Source organism: Serratia sp. NA_13 (genome assembly GCF_052691735.1).
On record NZ_JBQZFV010000014.1, the window covers coordinates 1 to 25,326 of the forward strand.

Sequence of the window (25,326 nt, forward strand, 5' to 3'; positions counted from 1 at the left end):
GATCAAACTCTTCAATTAAAAGCTTGATTTGCTTCAACTCGTGAAGCGATGCTCGAAAATAACTTTCGTAATCGTCGTTCTGTTGGGCAAGCCAACGAAACAACGTATTGCTTGGTCACTCTTCAAGACTTGATATTTTTTCGAACCCGAAGGTTCTGGATATCGTCTTGTGGAGTGCCCACACAGATTGTCTGATAAATTGTTAAAGAGCGTTCGTTACGGAGATAACTCTCGGTAACGCGGGAGGTGCATATTACGCTTTCCCGCTGAAGAGTCAAGCTTTTTTCTTATTAAGAAACGGTGTTTTCACCGGCTTGCTTCTTCCTGACTGGGCGACTGGTTCTCGTTAGAGGAGTCGTTGTTCCCGGTCAGTGGAGGCGCATTATAGGGAGTTCTCAGAACGCCGCAACCCCTAATTTCAATATTTTTCCTGACCGTTGAATGTTTGACCAAAACGGCCTTAAACAGGCAGTTTTTTCAACGATTTAAAGCCATATCCCTGCAGAACGGGCAATAAAGCGTCAGTGTCTTCATTTAACGTCATGCAATACGCCAGATTATCTTCCTGAGTAGACACCAGATTTTCCTGTGTCGAGATCAGCCAGGCGGTGCGACGGGCTATTGCCGCGCCGGAATCGATCAGCCGGGTTCCCTCAGGCAATACCTGCATTAACTCTTCTGCTAATAAAGGGAAGTGGGTGCAACCGAGCACTACGGTATCCGGCGGCTCACGCATGCTCAGCCATGGATGCAGGATTTTCTTCAGCGTTGGCAAGGGTACAGCTTCGCCATGCAGTTTGGCTTCTGCCAGTTCCACCAGCTCTGAGGACCCCAATAGCTCTATTTTGCAATCGGTGGCGAAGCGGGCAATCAACTCATGGGTATAGGTGCGCTGCACGGTTCCGCGGGTAGCCAGCAGGCCGACGACGCCATTGGCGGTCAGACGGGCGGCAGGTTTGATGGCAGGTACCACACCCACGACCGGGAAGGTAAAACGTTCACGCAGGGCTGGTAAGGATACGGTACTGGCGGTGTTACAAGCGATGATGACTATCGCCAGAGGATGGCGCTGCTGCACCGCACTGACAATTTCCAGCACGCGTTCAACAATAAACTCTTCGGACTTCTCGCCGTAGGGAAACGCCACATTATCGAAAGCGTATATATAGTGGAGGTCCGGCAGCAGTTGCCGAACCTCTTGATACACCGATAACCCGCCGACGCCGGAATCAAATACCAGTACCGTCGGGCGGGTCTTCGCGGTGGTGTTAGAAGGTATAGCTTCCAGTGAGGTAGTATTCTCTTCCTGGAGTAGCGTAGCCATAAGCCGTCTCATAATCTTTATCAAACAGGTTGGCGATTCTACCACGAACTGTCAGATGAGATGTGACCGGATACGAAACTGCGAGATCCCACAGGCTGACACCACCAAGTTTGACCGTACGCGTAGTGTAACCACTGTAGTCGCCATCATAACGTTCCCCCAGATAATGGTAGGTCACGGCCCAGTCGAAATCATAGGCCTGCCAGTCCAGCTCATATTTCACCTGCTGCTTGGCACGACGGAGAAGAACTTCGTTGGTTTTGGCATTGCGTGGATCAACATAGTCATAGCCAATCTGGTGGGTCAACGGCCCGGTATCAAAGGAAGCCGTAGCTTCAACGCCTTTAATGGTTGCCTGATTAACGTTGTAATAAGCAGAACCAGAGCCACTGGATGCATAGCTAATAAGGTTGTCTATATCGTTACGGTAACCCGTGACACGCCAGGTCACAGGCCCAGTCAATCCTTCAAAGCCCCCTTCCCACTGTTTGCTTTCCTCTGGTTTCAAATCCGGGTTGCCGCCAAAGCTGCCGTACTGTTGCCCCAGATTCGGTGCTTTAAACGCAGTCCCATAGGAAGCAATGGCACGATACCCCTCAACAAACTCCCACGCAGCACTGGTTTGCCAAGTGCCATGCCAACCATATTGCGAGTTATCATCCCCCCGCACCGCCCCTTCCAGAGTAAAGGAATCGATCTGCTGCTGTGCCGTCAGATAAAGCCCGGTATTACGCTGACTCTTGCTGTCGGCAATATAAGCCGTGCCGGGCTCAATTTTCTGATCCTGCCAATCAACACCCGTACTGATATTGCCATTGGCAACCTGGAAGGTATTACCCCACTGCACATTATATTGTGTGGAATCATCCAAAGTTGCAGAGGCAGAATAAGGGCCATACTTGGGATCGTAGTTATAGTCCTTACTGTGGCTATAGCTGGCAATCAATTGAGTGGCATAAATACCGTCCTGGTAACGCAGGCCGCTATCCCAACTTTGGCTATACAGCTGGCGGGTATCCGGCAGTGCGTCTGAATGTGCCGGGTCGGAATAACTGTAATTACCATCATAAGCCGTACGGTTGTCATAACCGTAGCCGCGAACGAATCCGCTGAAAGCCTCATTAAACTTATGATCTATGCTGCCATACAGAGATTTACTCATGAAACCGTCGCGGTCAGTTTGCGCCGGGTTACCAAAGCTGTCTGGTAGATTCGCTACCACGTCATAGCCTTTGGTATAGGTATAGTTGCCGGCGAGGGTCGCAACCGTGCTGTCGCCCAACTGTTGCTGGGTGGAGGCGTCATAGGCCTGATAGCCGTTTGACCCCATGCCGGCAGAAAGCGTAGTCCCGTTTTTTTCACGAGTGGTAATAATGTTGATCACACCGCCGATGGCATCGGAACCATAGACCGCCGAACGCGGTCCACGGATAAACTCGACTTTCTGCACCAGCGAGACCGGAATTTGACTGAGGTCGGAAGAACCACTGACGCCCGCCTGATTCAGACGAATGCCGTCAATCAGCACCAGGACATGGCTGGAGTTGGTACCGCGAATAAACAGCGAACTGGCTTGCCCCAGACCACCATTTTGCGACACATCTACGCCCGGCAGACGGCGCATCACATCGGTCAGGCTTTTAGCCTGCCAGCGGTCGATATCATCGCGGGTGACGACAGAGGTGGGTGCCAGCACGGAAGAAACCGGCTGCGGAAAACGGTTGGCGGAAACCACCAGGTCATCGCTGTTCTTGGCTGTGGTGTTGTCTTGCGCCCATCCAGAAAAAGCCGTGATGGAAGAAACCACCGCCAGCAGTGTATTTTTTGTAATTGTCATGAAAAAGCATCCAAACTTAATTGGCGGATGCCGCAGGATCATGGCCGGTATTTCGCGACGGCCACGGGCATTGCGACGTAACACCGGCAGGTCTTCGGGCTTGGGAGTTGCGGGTGGCCTGTGAACTACCTGCACCAGGCGATGACTTCCCATCCAGCAATGGACAGTGTCTGCGTAAAACGCTATCGCCGTGACTTCCCCTTACCGCTGCGCGTCAGCTCCGGATTCGAACCGGATTCCCTTTTCACTCGCTGCTTGAGGCCGGACGACAATGCTACGATCAATGTAAATAGATGTCTAGACTGCTACCAATGTTACAAATAATAAACACGACAAAACTGGACTTCACGGACTGATTCCCTACAATCCCCGCTGATCAATTTTGCCTGACGAGAAGAAACATGACGCCCGAGAATTTGCCTATTGAACGTTACGATGACCAACTGGCGGAGAAAACTGCCCGGCTGAAAACGCTGATGTCACCGTTCACGGCACCCGAGCCGGAAGTGTTCCGCTCGCCGGTAAGCCACTATCGCATGCGCGCCGAATTCCGCATCTGGCATGATGAAGACGAGATGTACCACATCATGTTTGATCAGCAGACCAAACAACGCATCCGCGTCGACAAGTTCCCTGCCGCCAGTGAATTGATTAACCGTCTGATGATCGCGCTGATCGCTGCGATCAAGCCGGAGCCGATTCTGCGCCGCAAGCTGTTTCAGATTGACTACCTTTCGACCCGCAGCGGCAAAATCATTGCCTCGTTGCTGTATCACCGCAAACTGGACGACGAATGGCAGCAACAGGCAGAAAAGCTGCGCGACAGCCTGCGTGCCCAAGGCTTTGACCTGCAGCTGATTGGCCGCGCGTCTAAAATGAAAATCATGCTGGAGCAGGATTATGTAGACGAAGTGCTGCCGGTTGCCGGCCGCGACATGATCTATCGCCAGGTGGAAAACAGCTTCACCCAGCCGAATGCGGCGTTGAATATACAGATGCTGGAATGGGCGCTGGACGTGACCACCGGTTCTAAAGGCGATTTGCTGGAGCTGTACTGCGGTAACGGTAACTTCTCTTTGGCACTGGCGCGTAACTTCGAGCGGGTACTGGCCACCGAAATCGCCAAACCTTCGGTCGCCGCGGCACAATACAACATTGCCGCCAATCATATCGATAACGTGCAGATTATCCGTATGGCAGCGGAGGATTTCACCCAGGCCATGAACGGGGTGCGCGAGTTTAATCGGTTGAAAGATATCGATTTAAGCAGCTATAACTGCGAAACCATTTTCGTCGATCCGCCACGCAGTGGGCTGGACGATGAAACGGTGAAAATGGTGCAGACCTATCCGCGTATTTTGTATATCTCATGCAACCCGGAAACGCTATGCGCCAATCTGGAGACCCTGCAGGAAACCCACAGCATCAGCCGCCTGGCACTGTTCGATCAGTTCCCGTACACCCATCATATGGAATGCGGCGTGCTGTTGGAAAAACGCGTTTAATCTGACAGGGGCGCCATTATTGCTGCGCCCCTGCACTTTTACCCCTTTCAGGCCGCCGTATTCTCATCCGGTGCCTTGCGCGCTTTCAGCTTGATACCAATCCAGAACACCAGCGCCACGGAAATAATCGCCGGCAGGAAGTTAGAACCAATCTGGGGGTATTCGGCACGGACAATTGCACTGTACAACAACACCCCCAGCAGGAAGGTCGCTGCGGCCAGCTTGGGCATGCCGTCCGGCATCGCACGGTGCAGATAACGCTGATGCAGGCAGTAAACCGCCAGTACCAAAGACAGGATAGGGAAAATCGAAAACGGCACCACCGAGCTGAACAGCGCGGCGAACGAACCGTTGATCGAAAGGCCGGCAATCAACGCCAGCAGTAAGGTGCCATTCTCACGGCTTGGTTTTTCCATCACTTTCTACCTTTTATACGTGGGATACAGAAGCTTTTTCTTGTTGGCGGCGATACCAATAATAAGCACCTTTGGAAATCATCCGCAGTTGCAGCACTAAACGTTCCTCAAGACGACGCCGTTGTTCGATATCGATATCCAGCGCTTCAGCACCGGCGCTGAAGACGATGGTCACCATGGCTTCCGCCTGCGCTTCGGTAAAACTGCGCGGCATATGGTTTTCCAGCTCGAGGTAATCTGCCAGTTCGGCGATAAAATGTTGGATCTCACGCGCTACCGCCGCACGGAAGGCCGATGAAGTACCGGAGCGTTCACGCAGCAGCAGGCGGAAGGCGTTGGGATTATTGCCGATAAACTCCATAAAGGTGGAGACAGAGGTGCGGATCACGCTGCCGCCCTTGGCAATACGCTGACGCGCCTGACGCATCAGTTGCCGCAGCATCAGACCGCTCTCATCAACCATGGTCAGCCCCAACTCATCCACGTCACGAAAGTGGCGGTAGAATGACGTCGGTGCGATGCCCGCTTCACGCGAGACTTCACGCAGGCTCAGGCTGGCGAAGCTGCGTTCGGCACTTAGCTGGCTGAAGGCTGCCTCGATAAGGGAACGACGAGTCCGTTCTTTTTGTTGTGCTCTGACGCCCATATGCATATCCAGATAAGATCCATTTTGTCAGTCTAACGCCGTAGACCCGGCAATATAGCAAATTTTATTGCAACAGCATTTATACAAACGCGTCCTGTCACAGTTTCCGCCTGCACCATTTGTACTTTGCCTCAAAAAGCCTAATGGTGATTGGGCACTCAGCGCTATGATGTTAAGATACCGTTGTAATTTTGTATAAGACAGGTCTCTCCCCTATGCAACAGCACTATCAATTTGATGCCATAGTTATTGGCTCGGGCCCTGGTGGTGAAGGTGCCGCTATGGGGTTGGTGAAACAGGGCGCCCGCGTGGCCGTTATCGAACGGTACAATAACGTAGGCGGCGGATGTACCCACTGGGGTACCATCCCGTCCAAAGCCCTCCGCCACGCCGTTAGCCGCATTATCGAATTCAACCAGAACCCGCTTTATAACAACTCACGCACGCTCAGCGCGACATTCCCTGATATTTTGCGCCATGCCGATAACGTGATTAACCAGCAAACCCGGATGCGCCAGGGATTCTATGAGCGTAACCAATGCAAACTGTTTGCCGGCGATGCACGCTTTATCGACGCCAACACCGTCAGCGTCAGCTATATGGACGGTACCCAGGACACCATCCGTGCCGATCATATCGTTATCGCCTGCGGCTCGCGCCCTTACAACCCGTCAAGCGTCGATTTTAACCATCCGCGCATTTACAACAGCGATTCAATCCTCGAACTGAACCACGAACCGCGCCACGTGATCATTTACGGTGCCGGGGTTATCGGCTGCGAATATGCGTCTATCTTCCGTGGTCTGAACGTGAAGGTCGATCTGATTAACACCCGCGATCGCCTGCTGGCGTTCCTCGACCAGGAAATGTCGGACTCATTGTCTTACCACTTCTGGAACAACGGCGTGGTGATCCGTCACAACGAAGAGTTCGAGAAGATCGAAGGCACCGACGACGGCGTGATTGTTCACCTAAAATCCGGCAAGAAAGTGAAAGCGGACTGCCTGCTGTATGCCAACGGCCGTACCGGTAACACGGACTCACTGGGGCTGGAGAACGTCGGTCTGGAATCAGACAGCCGTGGCCTGCTGAAAGTGAACAGTATGTACCAGACAGCGCTGTCGCACATTTATGCCGTGGGTGACGTGATTGGTTATCCGAGCCTGGCATCTGCCGCTTACGATCAGGGCCGTATTGCTGCGCAGGCAATTGCCTCCGGTGAAGCCAGCGGGCATCTGATTGAAGACATCCCAACCGGTATCTACACCATTCCGGAAATCAGCTCCGTCGGTAAAACCGAGCAGGAACTGACGGCGATGAAAGTGCCGTATGAAGTGGGCCGCGCCCAGTTCAAACATCTGGCGCGTGCGCAGATTGCCGGGATGAACGTCGGCAGCCTGAAGATCCTGTTCCATCGCGACACCCTGCAGATCCTCGGGATCCACTGCTTCGGTGAGCGTGCGGCGGAGATCATTCACATCGGTCAGGCGATCATGGAACAGAAAGGTGAAGGCAATACTATCGAGTATTTCGTTAATACGACCTTCAACTATCCGACCATGGCCGAAGCCTACCGGGTAGCAGCGCTGAACGGCTTAAACCGCCTGTTTTAGCGTGGTGCCCAGGTAGTTTTGCATATGCTCGCGGATCGCCTCGGCCAATTGCTCATAACGACTGCGCAATGGGGAGCCGGGGCGGTACACCAGCGCAATGGTGCGCTTGGGTTCAGGTTTATAGCAGTCGAGATAGCACACACCATCACGCTCACGCTGTGGCGGTACCGCCAATGAAGGCAACAACGTAATACCACTGCCCGCCGCAACCATATTGCGCAGCGTTTCCAGGCTGGTCGCCCGGAAATGGGTATCCTCGTCGGCACCGGCCTGGAAGCAAAAGCCCATTGCCTGATCGCGCAAGCAATGACCATCTTCCAGCATCAGCAGTTTTTCCCCTGCCAAATCCGGCATCGCCACGCGGTCGCGCTGCGACCATGGATGATCGGAGTACACCGCCAGCTTCATTGGCTCATCAAACAACGGTACTTCGATAAAGGCTTCGGTTTCCTTCACCAACGCCAGGATCGCACAGTCCAGTTTGCCGCTGTCGAGTTGCGCCAGCAGCTGTTGGGTTTGCGCCTCATGCAGGTACATTTCCAGCTTGGGAAAGGTTTTGTGCAGCGTAGGGATGATCTGCGGCAGCAAATAAGGCCCGACGGTCGGGATCAGGCCGATATGCAACGGCCCGGACATGGCTTCGCCCTGTTGGCTGGCCATCTCTTTCAGAACTTTGACTTCGCGCAGCACGGTACGCGCCTGCTCCACCAGCAACAGGCCCGCCTGGGTGAATAACACCTTGCGGCTGGTGCGCTCGAGCAACATCACACCCAGTTCGTCTTCCAGCTTGCGGATCTGCCCACTCAGCGTGGGTTGGCTAACATGGCATGAATCGGCGGCACGGCGGAAATGCCGATGCTCGGCCAAGGCGACCAGGTACTCTAAATCACGAATATTCATTGTTTCCCTCCAGGCCACGATAGCTCATGGCGATAGATAAGATAGCAATGAGCGATTAGATCTATCAACCCCCCGGCGGCAATAATGTGTCCAATCAAAGCGGCATAACGCTGAAAGCTAAAAATTATTTTTCCTAATTAAGGGGTTAATTCATGTTTACCAGTCAAGAAGGCAAAAAAGTTCCCCAGGTCACCTTCCACACCCGCCAGGGTGACCGATGGATCGATGTGACTACCAACGATCTGTTTAAAGATAAAACCGTCATCGTGTTTTCGCTGCCAGGTGCCTTCACTCCGACCTGCTCTTCCAGCCACCTGCCGCGCTACAACGAACTGTCCAGCGTATTCAAGCAGCACGGCGTTGACAGCATTCTATGCGTTTCGGTGAACGACACCTTCGTGATGAACGCCTGGAAAGCCGATCAACATGCCGAAAACATCACCTTCGTGCCGGACGGCAACGGTGAATTCACCAAAGGCATGAACATGCTGGTCGAGAAAGCCGATCTGGGTTTCGGCCCACGCTCATGGCGTTACTCGATGCTGGTGCGTAATGGCGTAGTAGAGAAAATGTTCGTCGAGCCCAACAAACCGGGCGACCCGTTTGAAGTGTCTGACGCCGATACCATGCTGAAATACCTGGCACCAGAATTCAAAGTGCAGGAGTCGGTTTCGCTGTTTACCAAGCCGGGCTGCCCGTTCTGCGCCAAAGCCAAACAAATGCTTCAGGATCGTGGCATCCAGTATGAAGAGATCGTACTGGGTCAGGACGCGACTACCGTCAGCCTGCGCGCCGTCAGCGGCCGTGCCACGGTACCGCAGGTGTTCATCGGCGGCCGTCATATTGGCGGTAGCGATGACCTGGAAAGCTTCCTGTCAGCCTGATTTATTTATAAGTAATAACAAAACCAATGTGAACTTTTGGCGGGCGATGGCCCGCCCTTTTTTTAGCTTTCAGGAGCGGATATGAAACTGTTGAATGTTGACGTCGCCGTCATCGGTGGCGGCACCGCCGGTCTGGGCGCCTATCGCGCCGCCAAGCTTTCGACCCCCAGTGTAGTCATGATTGAAGGCGGGGCCTACGGCACTACCTGTGCACGCGTTGGCTGCATGCCATCCAAATTACTGATCGCCGCCGCCGAGGCGGTACATCAAATCGAGCGGGCGCCGGGCTTTGGCGTGTATCCCGCGGACAAAACCACCATTAATGGTCGTGAAGTAATGGACCGCGTCAAACGCGAACGCGACCGCTTCGTCGGCTTTGTGCTGGAAGGTGTCGACGAGATCCCGGCGACCGAAAAAATTAGCGGCTACGCCCGTTTTATCGACGACAACACCCTGCAGGTGGATGAACATACGCGTATCGTGGCACAGCGCATTGTTATCGCCACCGGTTCCCGCCCAAGCTGGCCCGCGCCCTGGAATGCACTGGGTGACCGACTGATCGTCAATGACGACGTCTTCAACTGGGATGATTTACCGCAGTCGGTGGCGGTATTCGGGCCAGGTGTGATTGGCCTGGAGCTGGGTCAGGCATTACACCGTCTGGGCGTCGACACCAAGGTGTTTGGCGTCGGCGGCGCCGTCGGCCCATTAACCGACGGTGCAGTACGCAGCTATGCCGCCAAAACCCTGGGCGAAGAGTTTTATCTGGATGCCGACGTGAAAGTCGAGATAATGCAGCGCGAAGGCGACAAAGTGTTTATCCGCTATCAGGATCCGCAGGGTCGGCCGCAGGAAATCATGGTGGATTACGTACTGGCCGCCACCGGCCGCAGGCCGAACGTCGATAAACTGGGCCTGGAAAACACCGGCCTCAAACTCGACACCCGAGGCGTGCCACTGGCCGATCGTTCGACCATGCAAACCAACGTGCCGCATATCTTCATCGCCGGCGACGCCAGCAACCAACTCCCGCTGCTGCACGAGGCCAGCGATCAGGCACGCATTGCCGGGACCAACGCCGGCAGCTTCCCGGAAATCACCCCAGGCCTGCGCCGCAGCGCGATTTCGGTCGTATTTTCCGATCCGCAGATCGCCATGGTCGGTTCGACCTTCCGCGAACTGAGCGAGAAATTCAGTGCTTGCGGCTGCTTCGAAGTCGGCGAGGTTTCGTTCGAGAATCAGGGACGCTCGCGCGTGATGCTGCGTAATAAAGGCCTCCTGCATGTCTACGGCGAACAAGGCACCGGGCGTTTCCTGGGGGCGGAAATGATGGGGCCGGACGTTGAACATATCGCTCACCTGCTGGCCTGGGCGCATCAACAGCAAATGACCATTAATCAGATGCTGGACATGCCGTTTTACCATCCAGTGATCGAAGAAGGCCTGCGCACCGCACTGCGCGATCTGCAGGCCAAACTAAAACTGGGCGAGGCCGAGGTCGAACGTTGCCAACGCTGCCCGGGCGAGTAAACCATCATAAAAAAAGCGCGGCTCACACTGTGAACCGCGCCCTTATGAACGGACTAACCTAGCTTAAAACAACCGCTGTTTCGCTTCGGCGATTGCGCTGGCGACCTGTTGAGGAGAAACCCCGCCCTTGGCCGAACGCTTGTCCAGGCAAGATTGCAGCGCCAGAATCGGGTACACGTCGTCACCAATCACCGCACTGAACTTCTGCAAATCAGTCAACGGCAGGGCTTCCAGCGCCTTACCCTGGCGGATCGCCTCTACGACCGCTTCACCGACGATATGGTGCGCCTCACGGAACGGCACGCCTTTGGCGACCAGATAGTCCGCCAGTTCGGTCGAGTTGGCGTAACCCTGCTCCGCCGCTTCTTTACAACGCGGACGTTTCACCTGGATGCCATCCAGCACCAGCGCAGCCATCTGCAAGCAATCCATCCAGGTATCAAGCGCGTCGAACAGCCCTTCCTTGTCTTCCTGCATGTCTTTGTTATATGCCAACGGCAGGCCTTTCAACGTCATCATCATGCCGGTCAATGCACCCTGCACGCGGCCACATTTGCCACGGATCAGCTCCAGCGCATCCGGGTTTTTCTTCTGCGGCATCAGCGAAGAGCCGGAAGTCACACGGTCAGACAGATCGACAAATGTAGCTTCGCCGCTGTTGAAGAAAATCAGATCTTCGGCGAAGCGCGACAGGTGCACCATGCTGATAGAAGCATTGGATAACAGCTCCAGCACGTGGTCGCGGTCGGAAACGCTGTCGAGACTATTACGGGTTGCCGAAGCAAAACCCAGCCAACCGGCCAGTTGTTCACGGTCGATCGGATAGGCGGTACCAGCCAGTGCGCCGCTGCCCAGCGGGCTGACATCCAGGCGTTTCAGCGTGTCCTGCAGACGGCTTTCGTCACGTGCCAGCATTTCAACATAGGCCAAACACCAGTGTGCAAAGGTCACTGGCTGCGCACGCTGCAGGTGGGTATAGCCCGGCATCACTGCGTCCTGATTGGCTTCGGCAGTTTCCACCAGCGCCTGTTGCAGTTGCACAATGGCCTGATGCAAATCGCCGACCTGCTGTTTACACCACAACTTCAAATCGGTCGCGACCTGATCGTTACGGCTACGGCCGGTATGCAATTTTTTGCCCAGATCGCCGACTTGGTCGATCAGCTTCTGCTCCACCCAGCTATGAATATCTTCTGCATCGCTGCTGACAATCGCCTGCGGATCGGCCTGCACTTCCGCCAACAGCCCATTCAACGCCTGCTCAAGCTGCTGTTGCTCGGTGGCCGTCAATACGTTGACGGTGACCAGCGCTTTCGACCAGGCCACAGAACCCACAATGTCCTGTTCCGCCAGACGATAATCGAAGCGCAAAGAATCGTTTAATTGCTTGAACCGCTGATCTGCCGCCTGAGTGAACCGTCCGCCCCAAAGTGCCATATCTTTACTCCTGTACCCGTCATACTTCGAGCTGCAGATGTGTTGGCTGCAACTCGAATTATGACGGGTATAAATTTTATACGCCAGGGCGCAGCCTGCTGCGCCCTGGCAGAGTCACGCCAATCGATTATTTATTCTTTTTCTCGTTCAGCGCGCGAATGCGTGAAGAGAGTGAGAACAGACGGATAAAACCGCCCGCGTGGCTGTGATCGTAAACTTCGTCTTCGCCGAAGGTCGCGAACTCTTCGGAGTACAGGCTGTTGGCGGATTTCTTCTGAATCGCCGTCACCTGGCCTTTATACAGCTGCAACACCACTTCACCGTTAACTTCTTCGGCCAGCGCTTCGGCGGAGGCCTGCAGTGAACGACGCAGCGGAGCAAACCAGCGGCCATCGTACACCACGTAAGACATTTCCAGGCCCAGTTGCTCACGCCATTTGAAACTGTCGCGATCCAGAACCAGTTGCTCAACGCCACGCAGTGCCGCCACCATGATGGTGCCGCCCGGGGTTTCGTAGCAACCGCGGGATTTGATGCCCACCAGACGGTTTTCCACGATATCAATACGGCCCACGCCATGCTTGGCACCCAGCAAGTTCAGGGTTTCCAGACATTTGTACGGGCTCAGCGCCTCACCGTTAACCGCCACTACGCAGCCTTTCTCTACGGTGATGGTCACTTGCTCAGGCTGATCCGGCGCTTCCTGCGGATCTACAGTCCAGACCCAGCAGTCTTTGTTCGGTGCATTCCACGGGCTTTCCAGCACGCCGCCTTCGGTAGAGATGTGCCAGGCATTCTCGTCACGGCTATAGATTTTTTCCAGCGATGCAGTGGTTGGGATGTTGCGCTCTTTCAGGTAGTCCAGCAGCGCTTCACGGGAACGCAGGTTCCACTCACGCCAAGGGGCAACCACTTTCAGATGTGGGGCCAGTGCGGTATAAGTGGTTTCGAAACGCACCTGGTCGTTACCTTTACCGGTTGCGCCGTGGCACAGCGCGTCAGCACCGACTTTCAGCGCCAGTTCAACCTGTGCTTTAGCGATAATCGGGCGCGCCATGGAGGTACCCAGCAGATAGCTGCCTTCATACAGGGCGCCGGTCTGCAGTACCGGGTAAACGTAGTCACGGATGAATTCTTCACGCAGATCAACCACGTGACACTCAGAGGCACCGGATTGCAGGGCTTTTTGCTCCACACCTTCCAGATCGCCGCGCTCCTGGCCGATATCCGCCACGAAGGCTACCACTTCGCAGCCGCCGTAGTTTTCTTTCAGCCAGGGAATGATGGCCGAAGTATCCAGACCGCCAGAGTACGCCAGAACGATTTTTTTGATGCCTTGGTTTTGCATGGTCTTTTCCTTTTTAATTCTAAATTTAAGCGAGGATCCGGGTGCCAATTGACACGCCGTTAAACAGTGCAGGAAGCTGATCGGCATGGCGCCAACTGGCGATATCTACCGGGCGACCGAGGGTGCGGGCCGCATCGAGCGCCGCATTCACCTTCACCACCATACCATCAGTGATGATGCCCTGGGCAATCAGTTGTTCCGCTTTTTGCGCCGTCATTTCTGCGATGCGTTGTCCTTTTCCATCGAGGATGCCACTGACATCCGACAGCAGGATCAAATCCGCACCCAGGGTGGCGGCCAGAGCCGTCGCCGCCTGATCGGCGTTCACATTCATTAACTGCCCATCGGCGGTGATACCGATGGAACTGATCACCGGCAGGTAACCGGCAGCCAGCAGGGTATTGAGCAGCAGCGGGGAGCCCGGTTGCGCATTCCCCACGTGGCCCAGCGCCGGATCCAGAGGGGTGACTGTGACGCTGCCGCCGTCTGCCAGGCTCAGGCCAACCGCGTTAATCTGGTGCTTGATGGCCCACGCCAGCAAGGTTTTGTTGGCGGTGCCGGCCAGCGCGCCAGTAATAATGTCAATCTGATCGGCCGGGGTCACCCGCAGGCCATTCTTCTTCACCACCGGCAGGGAAAGCTTTTTCATCAGCTCATCCACCAGGCAACCACCGCCATGGACAATCACCAACGGGCGCTGATGCTGCTGACGGTAGCTGTCCAGCGCGGTAAACAAACGCTCCAGCGCCTCTTCACTGTCTAATAACACGCCACCTAACTTGATAATTAACGGGTTCATCGCTGTATACATCCCACGCTGGTAATTTATTAAAGTAATGACTGGGTTTCAGGGAACCCAAAACGGATATTCAGGCATTGCACCGCCTGAGCGGCCGCGCCTTTCAACAGGTTGTCTTCCGCCGCTACGGCGATCAGGTGTTCACCCTGTACGGCAAAGCCGATGTCGCAGAACGGCAGCCCGACGACGGACTTCAACGCCGGTACGCCCTGGTCATACAGCCGCACCAGCGGTTTGTCGTCATAGGCGGCGTGATAAACGGCAGCCACATCCTGCGCGGTCACGCCGGCTTTCAGGCGACAGGTGATGGTTTCGAGAATACCACGCGGGAAGTTACCCAAATGTGGCGTGAAGATGACCGGCACGCCCAGATGCGCGACGATTTCCGGCTGGTGACGGTGATTGAAAATGCCGTACGGCTGCAAACTCACCTCACAAAAACTGGTGGTGACGCTGGCCTTGCGGCCCGCACCGCTGACGCCACTGGTGGCATTGATCACCGGCCATTGGTCAAGGTTCAACAGTTGCTTCTCGATCAAGGGTTTCAAAGCCAGCTGCGCTGCCGTCGGGTAGCAGCCCGGTACGGCGATCAACTGCGCCTGTTTAATTTTGTCGCTCTGCCATTCCGCCAGGCCATACACCGCCTGCTCCAGCAGGTCAGCATGCTGATGTTCAAAACCGTAATATTGGCTGTAGAAGGCAGTATCTTTCACGCGGAATGCGCCGGACAGGTCAAACACCACGCAACCTGCGGCCAGGAATGCCGGCGCGATATCGTGGCTGACCTCGTGTGCCGTCGCCAGGAACACTACGTCGATACCAACAGCGGCGGCGGCTACGTCAACCAGCGGCTGCAAGGGGAGATCGACAATGCCTTTTAACTGGGGGTGCAAATCGGAAAGCAATTTTCCTGCATCTGCACTTTGCGCTGAAACCGCTAAAGCGGTTATGTTCATGTGTGGGTGACGATTAAGGTACGCCGTGAGCTCTGCTCCGGCATAACCGCTGGCACCGACAATCAGCGTATTCAACATGGGGCCTTTCACCTTCTAGACTTGCGTTTGGTCGTATTCGACTCAGGTTTCCAGGCTCACCAGCGTTGTTTTGCCGTTCACCCACGAGGTCGAGCGTTGATGTTTTTATAATCATCCGGGAATCGGGTTCCCTTACGCTCCAGCTTATTGTATTTTTATTCACAATAAATGCATGAATATTGATACCAACCTAACCAAAGGCTGTCAACAGTGAAGATGAAATTACCTCCATTTATTGAGCTGTACCGGGCGTTGATCGCCACTCCGTCGATCAGCGCCACCGATGGCGCCCTCGATCAGAGTAATGAAGCGTTAATCAACTTGCTGGCCGGCTGGTTTGCCGATTTGGGCTTTCGCGTCGACGTGCAGCCGGTGCCGGATAGCCGCAACAAATTCAACCTGCTGGCCAGTATCGGTGAAGGCAGCGGCGGCCTGCTGCTGGCGGGCCACACCGACACCGTGCCTTATGATGAAGGCCGCTGGACGCGCGACCCTTTCACCCTGACCGAACACGACAATAAACTGTATGGTCTGGGCACTGCCGATATGAAAGGCTTCTTTGCCTTTATTCTGGATGCGGTGCGCGACATCGACGCCAGCCAACTGACCAAGCCTTTATACATTCTGGCCACCGCAGATGAAGAAACGACGATGGCCGGCGCACGTTATTTCGCCGCCTCGACCAGCATCCGTCCGGACTTCGCCATTATCGGTGAACCAACCTCGCTGCAGCCGGTACGCGCGCACAAAGGCCACATAGCCAACGCCATTCGCATTGTCGGCCAATCCGGCCACTCGAGCGACCCGGCGCGCGGCGTGAACGCTATCGACCTGATGCATGAAACCATCGGCCGCCTGATGGAGCTACGCAAAACGCTGCAAGAACGCTTTAATAACCCGGCCTTTGCCGTGCCCTACCCGACAATGAACTTCGGTCATATCAGCGGAGGGGATGCGGCCAACCGTATCTGCGCCTGTTGCGAACTGCATCTGGATATCCGCCCGTTGCCGGGCATGACGCTCGACAACATTAACGAACTGATGCAGCAAACGCTGGAGCCGATAAGCCAGCGCTGGCCGGGCCGCCTGAGCATTGAGGAGCTGCATGCCTCGGTACCGGGTTATGAGTGTCCGACCGATCACCATATGGTGGCGGTGATTGAGAAACTGCTGGGCACCCGCACGCAGGTGGTCAACTATTGCACTGAGGCCCCGTTCGTCCAGCAGGTCTGCCCGACGCTGGTGTTGGGTCCCGGCTCTATCGACCAGGCGCATCAACCGGACGAATACATAGATACCGGCTTTATCGAACCGACACGCAAGCTGCTGGGTCAGTTGGTCAGCCACTTTTGTCGCCAATAAACCTCAAACAAGGTAGGGTTAATGACTTATCATCTCCCTACCTATTAAGAAATAGCAAAACAATGAAATAAGCCAGACTGATAACCGGCGCACCGTAATTAAATTTCAGAAAATGCGCCGATTTTGATGTTTTTTTGCTAAAAATAGTGTCAATTGACCATTGGACAGGAACGTGGCGAGATGAAACAGGTGCAGTTTGCCTGACACGTGAAATTTACTTACAAGATAAAAATCATACAGAACTGGGTCAGGGGTTATATGAACGAACAATATTCGGCAATGCGAAGTAATGTCAGTATGCTCGGCAAATTGCTCGGCGATACCATCAAAGAAGCGCTGGGCGAGCATATTCTCGATCGCGTTGAAACTATCCGTAAGCTTTCCAAATCTTCACGTGCCGGCAACGAGGCTCACCGTCAGGAGCTGCTTTCCACCTTGCAGAACCTGTCCAACGACGAGTTGCTGCCGGTCGCGCGCGCCTTCAGCCAGTTCCTTAATCTGACCAACGTCGCCGAGCAGTACCACAGCATTTCGCCCAATGGCGAAGCCGCCAGCAACCCGGAAGCGCTGGCGCAGTTGTTCACCCGGCTGAAAGACAAAAAGCTCAACACCAAAGAGCTGCAAAATGCGGTATCCCAGCTTTCCATCGAACTGGTGCTGACCGCACACCCGACGGAAATCACCCGCCGCACCCTGATCCACAAGCTGGTTGAGGTCAACACCTGCCTCAGCCAACTCGACCATAACGATCTGGCCGACTACGAGCGCAACAAGATCATGCGCCGCCTGCGCCAATTGGTCGCCCAGTCCTGGCATACCGACGAGATCCGCAAACATCGTCCCTCCCCTATCGACGAAGCCAAATGGGGCTTTGCGGTAGTGGAAAACAGCTTGTGGGAAGGGGTGCCTGCCTTCCTGCGCGAATTCAACGAACAGTTGGAAAACTCCATCGATTACAGCCTACCGGCGGAAGCAGTGCCGGTACGTTTCACCTCCTGGATGGGCGGTGACCGCGACGGTAACCCTAACGTGACGGCTGAAATCACCCGCCACGTGCTGCTACTCAGCCGTTGGAAGGCCTGCGACCTGTTCACCCGCGACATTCAGGTGCTGGTCTCCGAGCTGTCGATGACCGAATGTACTCCGGAACTCCGCGCACGGGCCGGTGGCGATGAAGTGCAAGAGCCGTACCGAGAGATCATGAAGCAATTGCGCAGCCAGTTGATGAACTCTCAGGCTTATCTGGAAGGTCGCCTGAAGGGTGAGCGCGTACTGAAACCACACGACCTGCTGGTGAATAACGAACAGCTGTGGGAACCGCTGTTCGCCTGTTACCAGTCGCTGCAGGCCTGCGGCATGAGCATCATCGCCAATGGCCAGTTGCTCGATACCCTGCGTCGCGTGCGCTGCTTTGGCGTGCCGCTGGTACGTATCGACGTACGTCAGGAAAGCACTCGCCATACCGAGGCCATTGCCGAGCTGACCCGTTATCTGGGGCTGGGCGATTACGAAAGCTGGTCGGAAGCCGACAAGCAGGCGTTCCTGATCCGCGAACTGAACTCCAAACGCCCGCTGGTGCCGCTAAAATGGGAGCCGAGTGCCGACACCCTGGAAGTGCTGGAAACCTGTCGGGTCATTGCCGAAGCGCCGCAGGGTTCGATTGCCGCCTACGTGATTTCCATGGCACGTACGCCTTCTGACGTGCTGGCGGTTCACCTGTTGCTGAAAGAAGCAGGCTGCCCGTTCGCCCTGCCGGTGGCCCCGTTGTTCGAAACCCTCGACGACCTGAACAATGCCGACGACGTGATGACCCAGTTGCTGAATATTGACTGGTACCGCGGCTTTATCCAGGGCAAACAAATGGTGATGATTGGCTATTCCGACTCGGCGAAAGACGCCGGGGTGATGGCCGCCTCCTGGGCGCAGTACCGCGCGCAAGACGCACTGATCAAAACCTGTGAAAAAGCCGGCGTGGCGCTGACTCTGTTCCACGGCCGTGGCGGTTCGATTGGCCGCGGCGGCGCACCTGCGCATGCGGCACTGCTGTCACAACCGCCGGGCAGCCTGAAAGGCGGTCTGCGCGTCACCGAGCAGGGCGAGATGATCCGCTTCAAATTCGGTCTGCCGGAAGTCACCATCAGCAGCCTGGCGCTGTATGCCGGTGCCATCCTGGAAGCCAACCTGCTGCCGCCGCCAGAGCCGAAAAAAGAGTGGCGTGCGCTGATGGATGACCTGTCAGACACCTCATGTAAAATGTATCGTGGTTACGTGCGTGAAAATCCGGAATTCGTGCCGTACTTCCGCGCTGCGACGCCGGAACTGGAGCTGGGCAAGTTGCCGCTGGGTTCGCGTCCGGCCAAACGCAAGCCAAACGGCGGCGTTGAGAGCCTGCGCGCCATTCCATGGATCTTCGCCTGGACGCAGAACCGCCTGATGCTGCCGGCCTGGCTGGGTGCCGGTGCCGGTTTGCAAGAGGCGGTGAAAGCTGGCAAGCAAGATCAACTGGAAGCCATGTGCCGCGACTGGCCATTCTTCTCCACCCGCATCGCGATGTTGGAAATGGTGTTCGCCAAGGCCGACCTGTGGTTGGCGGAATACTACGATCAGCGTCTGGTCGACAAATCGCTGTGGCCACTAGGCCAGCAATTGCGCGACCAGTTGGCAAGCGACATCAAGGTGGTGTTGACCATCGCCAATGATGCGCACCTGATGGAAGACCTGCCGTGGATCGCCGAATCCATTGCGCTGCGTAACGTGTATACCGATCCGCTGAACGTGCTACAGGCCGAACTGCTACACCGTTCACGTCAGCAGGAACAGCCGGATGCCCGCGTTGAGCAAGCGCTGATGGTGACCATTGCCGGCGTCGCCGCCGGGATGCGTAACACCGGCTAGGTTGAGCGTTGTAAAAAAAGGCGCCTGTCCACAGGGGCCGTTTTTTCTCCAATAAAAAGGGCGCTGTCATTACACAGCGCCCTTTTCATCATTCATCAATAAAATTAGGCAATCACCGCCGGGCGCACGCCCAACGTATGGCAAATGGCGTAACTCATCTCGGCGCGATTGAGCGTATAGAAGTGGAAGTCTTTCACCCCTTCGCGGCTGAGAATTTTCACCATATCCATCGCGATATTGGCACCGACCATTTTGCGGGTTTCGGCATCGTCGTCCAGCCCTTCAAACATGCTGGTCATCCAGCTCGGCACACGCACGTTAGTCATAGTGGCAAAACGCTGCAACTGCTTGAAGTTGGACACCGGCAGAATGCCCGGCACGATTTCCACGTCAATGCCGGTCGCCACGCAGCGGTCACGAAAACGCAGGTAGCTTTCCACATCAAAGAAGAACTGGGTAATCGCGCGGTTGGCACCGGCATCGATTTTACGCTTCAGGTTAATCAGATCCGCCTGCGGACTTTTGGCTTCCGGATGCACTTCAGGGTAGGCTGCCACCGAAATATCAAAATCGCCGACGCCTTTCAGCAAGGCCACCAGATCGGTGGCGTACATATCAGGCTTACCGCCGCCCGGTGGCAGGTCGCCACGCAGTGCCACGATATGGCGAATGCCACTGTTCCAGTAGTCGGTGGCTATCTCACGCAGCTGAGCCGGGCTGGCGTCGATGCAGGTCAGGTGCGGTGCCGCCTCCAGACCGGTACGCTCCTTTATCCCTTTGATAATACTGTGGGTGCGATCGCGCTCGCCGGAGTTTGCACCATAGGTCACAGAGACAAATTTAGGTTTCAGGCTGCTCAGACGATCAATGGAGTGCCACAGGGTGTCTTCCATCTCGCTGGTGCGCGGCGGGAAGAACTCGAATGATACGTTAATCTGGCCGTTTAACTCTGCCAGACTCTGATTCAGCGCTTCCCGCTGGTTTGCGTGAAAAAAACTCATACCCTGTCCGCCTCTTATCGATCACTGTTTTGCTTTATCTTATTAAGCGTCTATACGTTTAGACGTCTAGATAGAAAATGCCGTATGTTGACTAAAGAGTCAACAGGAAACTGAGGGGAATAAGATGATTAATCCTCACCCGTTAAGAGAAAGAACTTCACGTTCAGATTAAGAAGAATTATGGCAGGAAAAACGAAGGGCGCGACGGATGCGCGCCCACAAGACAATTAAAGCAGTTGCGCCAGACGGTTAAGGTCGGACTGGATCGCACCGGCAGTGACGTCGCGCCCGGCACCCGGCCCGCGGATCACCAGTGGGTTGTCGCGGTACCAGCGGCTTTCGATAGCGAACACGTTATCGCACGGCAGCAATGATGCAAGCGGATGTTCAGGCCGTACCGCTTCAACGCCGACACGTGCCTTACCGTTGGCATCGAAACGCGCCACGTGGCGCAACACCAACCCCATTTCACTGGCAGCCTCAAAACGTTGCAGCATCTGCTGGTTCAACGCATCGCCGTTTTCGAAGAACTGATCGACGGAGCCCTGCTCGGCCCCCACAGGCACCAGCGATTCGACTCGCACCTGATTCGGTTCAATATCGTAGCCCGCTTCGCGCGCCAGGATCACCAGCTTGCGCATCACATCCTGGCCGGAGAGATCGACCCGCGGATCCGGTTCTGTCAGCCCCTGCTGCCAGGCCTGATCTACCAGCTCGGTGAACGGCACCGTGCCGTCAAACTGCAGGAACAGCCAGGAAAGCGTACCGGAAAAGATACCGCTGATCGCCAGAATGCTGTCGCCACTGTCACGCAGATCGCGCACCGTATGGTTGACCGGCAGACCGGCACCGACGGTCGCGTTATACAGCCAGTGACGGCCGGTTTTGGCGAAGGCATCACGGATTTGGCGATAATTATCGCTGCAAGATGCGCCCGCCAGCTTGTTGGCGCTGATCACATGGAAGCCATAGCTGGCGAAATCCAGATACTGTTCGGCCAGTTCCTCACTGGCGGTCACGTCTAGCACCACCAGATCGTCGAACGGATGCGCACGCATCCACAGGAACAAGGACTCTTCGTCCAGCTCCTGTGCTTCGTCCTCAAAGAACGCCAGGGCGCGACTGGCATCCAGCCCATCGTAATTGAGCAGGCTGCGACGGCTGTCTACCACGCCCGCCAGGCTGAACTCAAAGCCGCTGCGGGCGGAAATATTTTTCTGCTCGCGGGCAAACAGCTCCAGCCAACGTGCACCGATGTTGCCTTTACCGAACAGCACCAGGCCAATGCTTTTTTCGGCACGGAACAGGGTCTGGTGCAGACCCTGGATCAGCAACGCAGTCGGCCCCTGACGCAGTACCGCGACCAGACTGATGCCGTCTTCGGCCTGCCAGACAAATTCTACCGGCTGGTCTTTCAACTGTTGATAGAAACGGTGGCTATGCAGAGGGTTCTTGCAAACGCCCGCGCCCACCAGCGCCACCAGCGCCAGGCCTTCGCGCAGCCGCAGTTCACCCGGTAATGCCGCATCCTGCAAGGTTCGCAGCACGCTGTTCACCACTTCCGAGGTGTAGCACAGTTGAACCAGATTACGGTCAGGATGAATGCCTATCGCCAGCGGTTTGATTTGCGCGCGCTTAAGTACCAAATCCAGCTCTTTCTGCGCCAGTTTGAAGTCATGCTGGCTGGCAACGTTCAGCTCAATCAAACAGACGTCGTCATGGCTGGTGACAATCTTCGCGCCGGTACCGGAAGCCAGCACGCGTTCGATACGCGTTGAGCCTTGTTCCGGCTGATAGCTACAGCGCAGTTGCAGATCGATATCACTGCCGGACACCGGCTGCAGGGTGCGAGTATGCAGCACCGGTGCCGCCAGGCGAGCCAGTTCACTGGCTTCATCCAGACGCAACAGTGGCAGCAGGCAGGCATCTTTTACCTTGCGCGGATCGGCGCTGTACACCCCGGCCACGTCGCTCCAAATGGTCACGCGCTCCGCACCGGCCAGTGCGCCGACCTGGGTAGCGGAATAGTCACTGCCGTTACGCCCCAACAACACGGTTTCACCAGCGTCGTTGCGTGAAATAAAGCCGGTTACCACCAGGCGTTTGCCCGGATGCTGAGCCAGCAACTGTTGCAGCAATGGATAAGAGCGGCCTTCGTTAACTTGGGGTTGAGCGGCACGCTCCGCGCGCAGGAAGTCACGCGCATCCAGCCAGGCGGCCTGCATATCCAACTTGTTCAGTACCGCCGCCATCAGCCGCGCCGACCAAATCTCACCGTGGCCAACGACCTCGGCGTATACGGCGTCGTCGAGCTTTTCGTCCAGCAACACCGCCAGACGCTCCAGATCCTGAACAAACTCGGCGATCAACGGCTCGGCCGTTTCCGGTGGGAGCAGACCGCCAATCAATTCGCTATGATAGCGACGCAGCGTCTGCTGAACCTGATGTGCAGAAAGACGATCGCTTTGACTGAGCTTCAGCCAGCTAATCAGTTGGTTGGTGGTGCTGCCGGCAGCCGATACCACCATCATGTCACCCGGTTGGCTGTATTCGGCCATGATCCCGGCCACCCGCAGATAACACTTCACGTCCGCCAGGCTGCTGCCGCCAAACTTGTGTAGTTGACGCCCGTTCACCGGCCCTGCTACCGCAATTGCATTCATGCTTACCTCGTTGCCGCCGCCTGGAAGGCTCGTTCCAGATCGGCCATCAAATCTTCACTGTCTTCAATACCCACGGAGATACGCAGCAGGCTCTCGGAAATACCGGCCGCCGCACGGGCTTCTGCCGCCATACCTGCGTGGGTCATGGTCGCTGCATGCGAGATCAAGCTTTCTACGCCCCCTAAGGATTCTGCCAGAGTAAAGAGCTCAAGAGCAGACAGAAAACGACGCAGTAGCGCTTCATCACCGTCCAGTTCAAAGCTGAGCATCGCGCCAAAGCCGCGTTGCTGACGACGTGCAATCTCGTGCCCAGGGTTCTGAGGCAGAGAAGGATGATACAGCTTTTTCACCAAGGGTTGCTGCTGTAAATAACTGACAATCGCATCGGCGTTTTGTTGCGCCGCCTTGATACGCGGCGACAGCGTGCGCATGCCGCGCAGCAGTAAATAGCTGTCGAACGCGCCACCGGTTACGCCGATATTATTGGCCCACCACGCCAATTCCACCGCCAGATCTTTATCTTTGGCAATAACCGCGCCGGCCACCACGTCGGAATGACCATTGAGGTATTTGGTACAAGAATGCACCACCAAATCGGCACCCAGCCCAATCGGCTGCTGTAGGGCCGGGCTGAGGAAGGTGTTGTCCACCACCGTCAGCGCGCCTGCCGCGTGTGCCGCATCGCAAATCGCCGCAATGTCCACCACACGCAGCAGCGGATTGCTGGGGCTTTCAATCAGCACCAGCTTGGGCTTTTGCGCCAACGCCTGCGCTAACGCTTCTTCATTCCCCTGATCGACAAACAACACGCGGTAAGCGCCACGCTTGCTCAGGCTATCGAACAAACGGTAGCTGCCGCCGTAGCAATCATGCGGTGCCACCAACAGATCGCCGGGTTGCAAGAATACTGTGGTCACCAGGTGGATTGCCGACATCCCGCTGCTGGTCATAACCGCACCGGCGCCGCCTTCCAGTTCTGCCAGCGCGCGCTGGACCACGTCACGCGTCGGGTTACCGCGACGCGAATAGTCATGAGCACGAGGCTGGTTAAAGTCGGTAAAATTATAGGTGCTGGAAAGGTGGATCGGCGGGACAACGCAGCCATACTGTTCGTCATCGTTCAGGCCGCTACGTACGGCAATCGTGGCAGGTTTACGCGTCATAGGGTCTCTCGGCTCTCGGGATTGGGATGAATGAGACCTAAAGATTAATCGCAGCGGTGATAGACGTCAATACATCTGGACATCTAAACTTCTTTGCGTATAGATTGAGCAAAGCGGTAATACTCGCTAAAATTATGCCGGTTTGATATGACGATACGATGTTAACGCGAAATGCATAGGCGACACCTATTGATCCTGAGAAAACAGTGACCCTGGTCGCGTAAAATTGACATTTATTTAGTGAGAACAGTGAAGATCGGGCATAATTGGCCGGTTTTTAGAATTTTGTAATTTTTCTGACAATTTTAAGGTGTCCCATGGCTGAGTGGAACGGCGAGTATGTCAGCCCTTACGCTGAACACGGTAAAAAAAGCGAGCAAGTAAAAAAAATCACGGTATCCATTCCGCTGAAGGTCCTGAAAATCCTCACCGATGAACGGACTCGTCGCCAGGTGAATAACCTGCGCCACGCCACCAACAGCGAATTGCTGTGCGAAGCATTCCTGCATGCTTTTACCGGCCAGCCGCTGCCGAACGATGAAGACCTGCGCAAAGAACGCAGCGATGAAATCCCGGAAGCCGCAAAAGTGCTGATGCGTGAATTGGGTGTGGATCCCGATACCTGGGAATACTGACTCGTCGGCTTGCGAAAGCAGGCGGCAGAAACGAAAAAAGGCGCCGAAGGCGCCTTTTTCATCTGACGGTAAGAAATCTTATTTCTTAGCGCCTGGTACGCTGAAACGCTTGTTGAAGCGGTCAACGCGGCCACCGGTAGCAACGTCACGCTGCTTGCCAGTGTAGAACGGGTGGCATTGACCACAAACGTCCAGGTTCAGATCGTGACCCACGGTAGAGCGGATTTTGATCACGTTACCGCAAGAGCAGTTAGCAGTAACTTCTTCGTATTTTGGGTGGATACCTTGTTTCATGGGAAACCTCAGTTAAGGCCGTGTCGCTATCCAGCCCTGT

At 55.6% G+C, this 25,326-nt stretch carries 20 protein-coding genes and 1 riboswitch; of the genes, 7 read left to right on the forward strand and 13 right to left on the reverse strand.

What is annotated here, in order from left to right; all coding sequences use genetic code 11:
• Positions 1–460: 460 nt before the first annotated feature.
• Both murI and btuB read right to left on the reverse strand, forming a co-directional pair.
• Positions 461–1,324, reverse strand: a complete 864-nt coding sequence (murI, locus tag ACUTSU_RS17610) for a glutamate racemase (RefSeq protein WP_445654457.1) — start codon at positions 1,322–1,324, stop codon at positions 461–463.
• Positions 1,269–3,161, reverse strand: a complete 1,893-nt coding sequence (gene btuB, locus ACUTSU_RS17615) for a TonB-dependent vitamin B12 receptor BtuB (protein WP_445654458.1) — start codon at positions 3,159–3,161, stop codon at positions 1,269–1,271. The genes murI and btuB overlap by 56 nt, the downstream gene beginning before the upstream one ends.
• Before the next feature lie 68 nt (positions 3,162–3,229).
• Positions 3,230–3,438: riboswitch (cobalamin riboswitch) on the reverse strand.
• Between the two features lie 124 nt (positions 3,439–3,562).
• Between btuB and trmA the strand changes: the two genes are divergently transcribed.
• Positions 3,563–4,666, forward strand: coding sequence for a tRNA (uridine(54)-C5)-methyltransferase TrmA (trmA, locus tag ACUTSU_RS17620; protein WP_445654459.1), 1,104 nt, complete (start codon positions 3,563–3,565; stop codon positions 4,664–4,666).
• 47 nt (positions 4,667–4,713) lie between these two features.
• Here the strand turns inward: trmA and ACUTSU_RS17625 are convergent, their stop codons facing one another.
• Positions 4,714–5,082 carry a YijD family membrane protein gene (locus ACUTSU_RS17625; protein ID WP_445654460.1) on the reverse strand — a complete coding sequence of 123 codons (369 nt, stop codon included), beginning with the start codon at positions 5,080–5,082 and terminating at the stop codon, positions 4,714–4,716.
• 13 nt (positions 5,083–5,095) lie between these two features.
• Positions 5,096–5,728, reverse strand: a complete 633-nt coding sequence (gene fabR / locus ACUTSU_RS17630) for an HTH-type transcriptional repressor FabR (protein WP_085120094.1) — start codon at positions 5,726–5,728, stop codon at positions 5,096–5,098.
• A gap of 215 nt (positions 5,729–5,943) precedes the next feature.
• On the opposite strand from fabR, the gene sthA reads away from it, so the two are divergent.
• Positions 5,944–7,341 (forward strand): Si-specific NAD(P)(+) transhydrogenase, encoded by a 1,398-nt coding sequence (sthA, locus tag ACUTSU_RS17635; protein ID WP_012147448.1) that lies wholly within the window; start codon positions 5,944–5,946, stop codon positions 7,339–7,341.
• Here the strand turns inward: sthA and oxyR are convergent.
• On the reverse strand, positions 7,324–8,241 hold the full coding sequence (gene oxyR / locus ACUTSU_RS17640) for a DNA-binding transcriptional regulator OxyR (RefSeq protein ID WP_012147449.1): 918 nt from the start codon (positions 8,239–8,241) through the stop codon (positions 7,324–7,326). The two genes, sthA and oxyR, sit on opposite strands and share 18 nt — an antisense overlap.
• A gap of 152 nt (positions 8,242–8,393) precedes the next feature.
• On the opposite strand from oxyR, the gene ACUTSU_RS17645 reads away from it, so the two are divergent.
• Both ACUTSU_RS17645 and ACUTSU_RS17650 read left to right on the forward strand, forming a co-directional pair.
• Positions 8,394–9,125 carry a glutathione peroxidase gene (locus ACUTSU_RS17645; protein ID WP_445654461.1) on the forward strand — a complete coding sequence of 244 codons (732 nt, stop codon included), beginning with the start codon at positions 8,394–8,396 and terminating at the stop codon, positions 9,123–9,125.
• An 81-nt stretch (positions 9,126–9,206) separates the two neighbouring features.
• A complete protein-coding gene (locus ACUTSU_RS17650; protein ID WP_445654462.1) occupies positions 9,207–10,655 on the forward strand; it encodes a dihydrolipoyl dehydrogenase in 1,449 nt (482 codons plus the stop codon).
• A gap of 63 nt (positions 10,656–10,718) precedes the next feature.
• Here the strand turns inward: ACUTSU_RS17650 and argH are convergent, their stop codons facing one another.
• The 4 genes from argH to argC form a co-directional block, all read right to left on the reverse strand.
• On the reverse strand, positions 10,719–12,092 hold the full coding sequence (gene argH / locus ACUTSU_RS17655; RefSeq protein WP_445654463.1) for an argininosuccinate lyase: 1,374 nt from the start codon (positions 12,090–12,092) through the stop codon (positions 10,719–10,721).
• Between the two features lie 127 nt (positions 12,093–12,219).
• Positions 12,220–13,440 (reverse strand): argininosuccinate synthase, encoded by a 1,221-nt coding sequence (locus tag ACUTSU_RS17660; protein ID WP_445654464.1) that lies wholly within the window; start codon positions 13,438–13,440, stop codon positions 12,220–12,222.
• 25 nt (positions 13,441–13,465) lie between these two features.
• Positions 13,466–14,239: an acetylglutamate kinase gene (gene argB / locus ACUTSU_RS17665; protein ID WP_153858464.1), complete on the reverse strand. Its 774-nt coding sequence runs from the start codon at positions 14,237–14,239 to the stop codon at positions 13,466–13,468.
• Positions 14,240–14,268: 29 nt separating this feature from the next.
• Positions 14,269–15,273, reverse strand: coding sequence for an N-acetyl-gamma-glutamyl-phosphate reductase (gene argC, locus ACUTSU_RS17670; protein WP_445654465.1), 1,005 nt, complete (start codon positions 15,271–15,273; stop codon positions 14,269–14,271).
• Between the two features lie 216 nt (positions 15,274–15,489).
• Here argC and argE point away from each other — a divergent pair, with 216 nt between their 5' ends.
• Both argE and ppc read left to right on the forward strand, forming a co-directional pair.
• A complete protein-coding gene (argE, locus tag ACUTSU_RS17675; protein ID WP_174355367.1) occupies positions 15,490–16,635 on the forward strand; it encodes an acetylornithine deacetylase in 1,146 nt (381 codons plus the stop codon).
• Between the two features lie 258 nt (positions 16,636–16,893).
• Positions 16,894–19,530: a phosphoenolpyruvate carboxylase gene (gene ppc / locus ACUTSU_RS17680; protein WP_445654466.1), complete on the forward strand. Its 2,637-nt coding sequence runs from the start codon at positions 16,894–16,896 to the stop codon at positions 19,528–19,530.
• A 104-nt stretch (positions 19,531–19,634) separates the two neighbouring features.
• Here the strand turns inward: ppc and metF are convergent, their stop codons facing one another.
• From metF to metB, 3 genes are all read right to left on the reverse strand, one after another.
• Positions 19,635–20,531 carry a methylenetetrahydrofolate reductase gene (gene metF / locus ACUTSU_RS17685; RefSeq protein WP_445654467.1) on the reverse strand — a complete coding sequence of 299 codons (897 nt, stop codon included), beginning with the start codon at positions 20,529–20,531 and terminating at the stop codon, positions 19,635–19,637.
• Positions 20,532–20,758: 227 nt separating this feature from the next.
• Positions 20,759–23,194: a bifunctional aspartate kinase/homoserine dehydrogenase II gene (locus ACUTSU_RS17690; RefSeq protein WP_445654468.1), complete on the reverse strand. Its 2,436-nt coding sequence runs from the start codon at positions 23,192–23,194 to the stop codon at positions 20,759–20,761.
• A 2-nt stretch (positions 23,195–23,196) separates the two neighbouring features.
• Positions 23,197–24,357 carry a cystathionine gamma-synthase gene (gene metB, locus ACUTSU_RS17695; protein WP_445654469.1) on the reverse strand — a complete coding sequence of 387 codons (1,161 nt, stop codon included), beginning with the start codon at positions 24,355–24,357 and terminating at the stop codon, positions 23,197–23,199.
• A 317-nt stretch (positions 24,358–24,674) separates the two neighbouring features.
• Between metB and metJ the strand changes: the two genes are divergently transcribed.
• On the forward strand, positions 24,675–24,992 hold the full coding sequence (gene metJ / locus ACUTSU_RS17700) for a met regulon transcriptional regulator MetJ (protein WP_006317756.1): 318 nt from the start codon (positions 24,675–24,677) through the stop codon (positions 24,990–24,992).
• Between the two features lie 78 nt (positions 24,993–25,070).
• Here the strand turns inward: metJ and rpmE are convergent, their stop codons facing one another.
• The gene (gene rpmE / locus ACUTSU_RS17705; protein WP_004953176.1) at positions 25,071–25,286 is read right to left on the reverse strand and encodes a 50S ribosomal protein L31; all 216 of its coding nucleotides are present in this window, start codon (positions 25,284–25,286) and stop codon (positions 25,071–25,073) included.
• Positions 25,287–25,326: the final 40 nt, after the last annotated feature.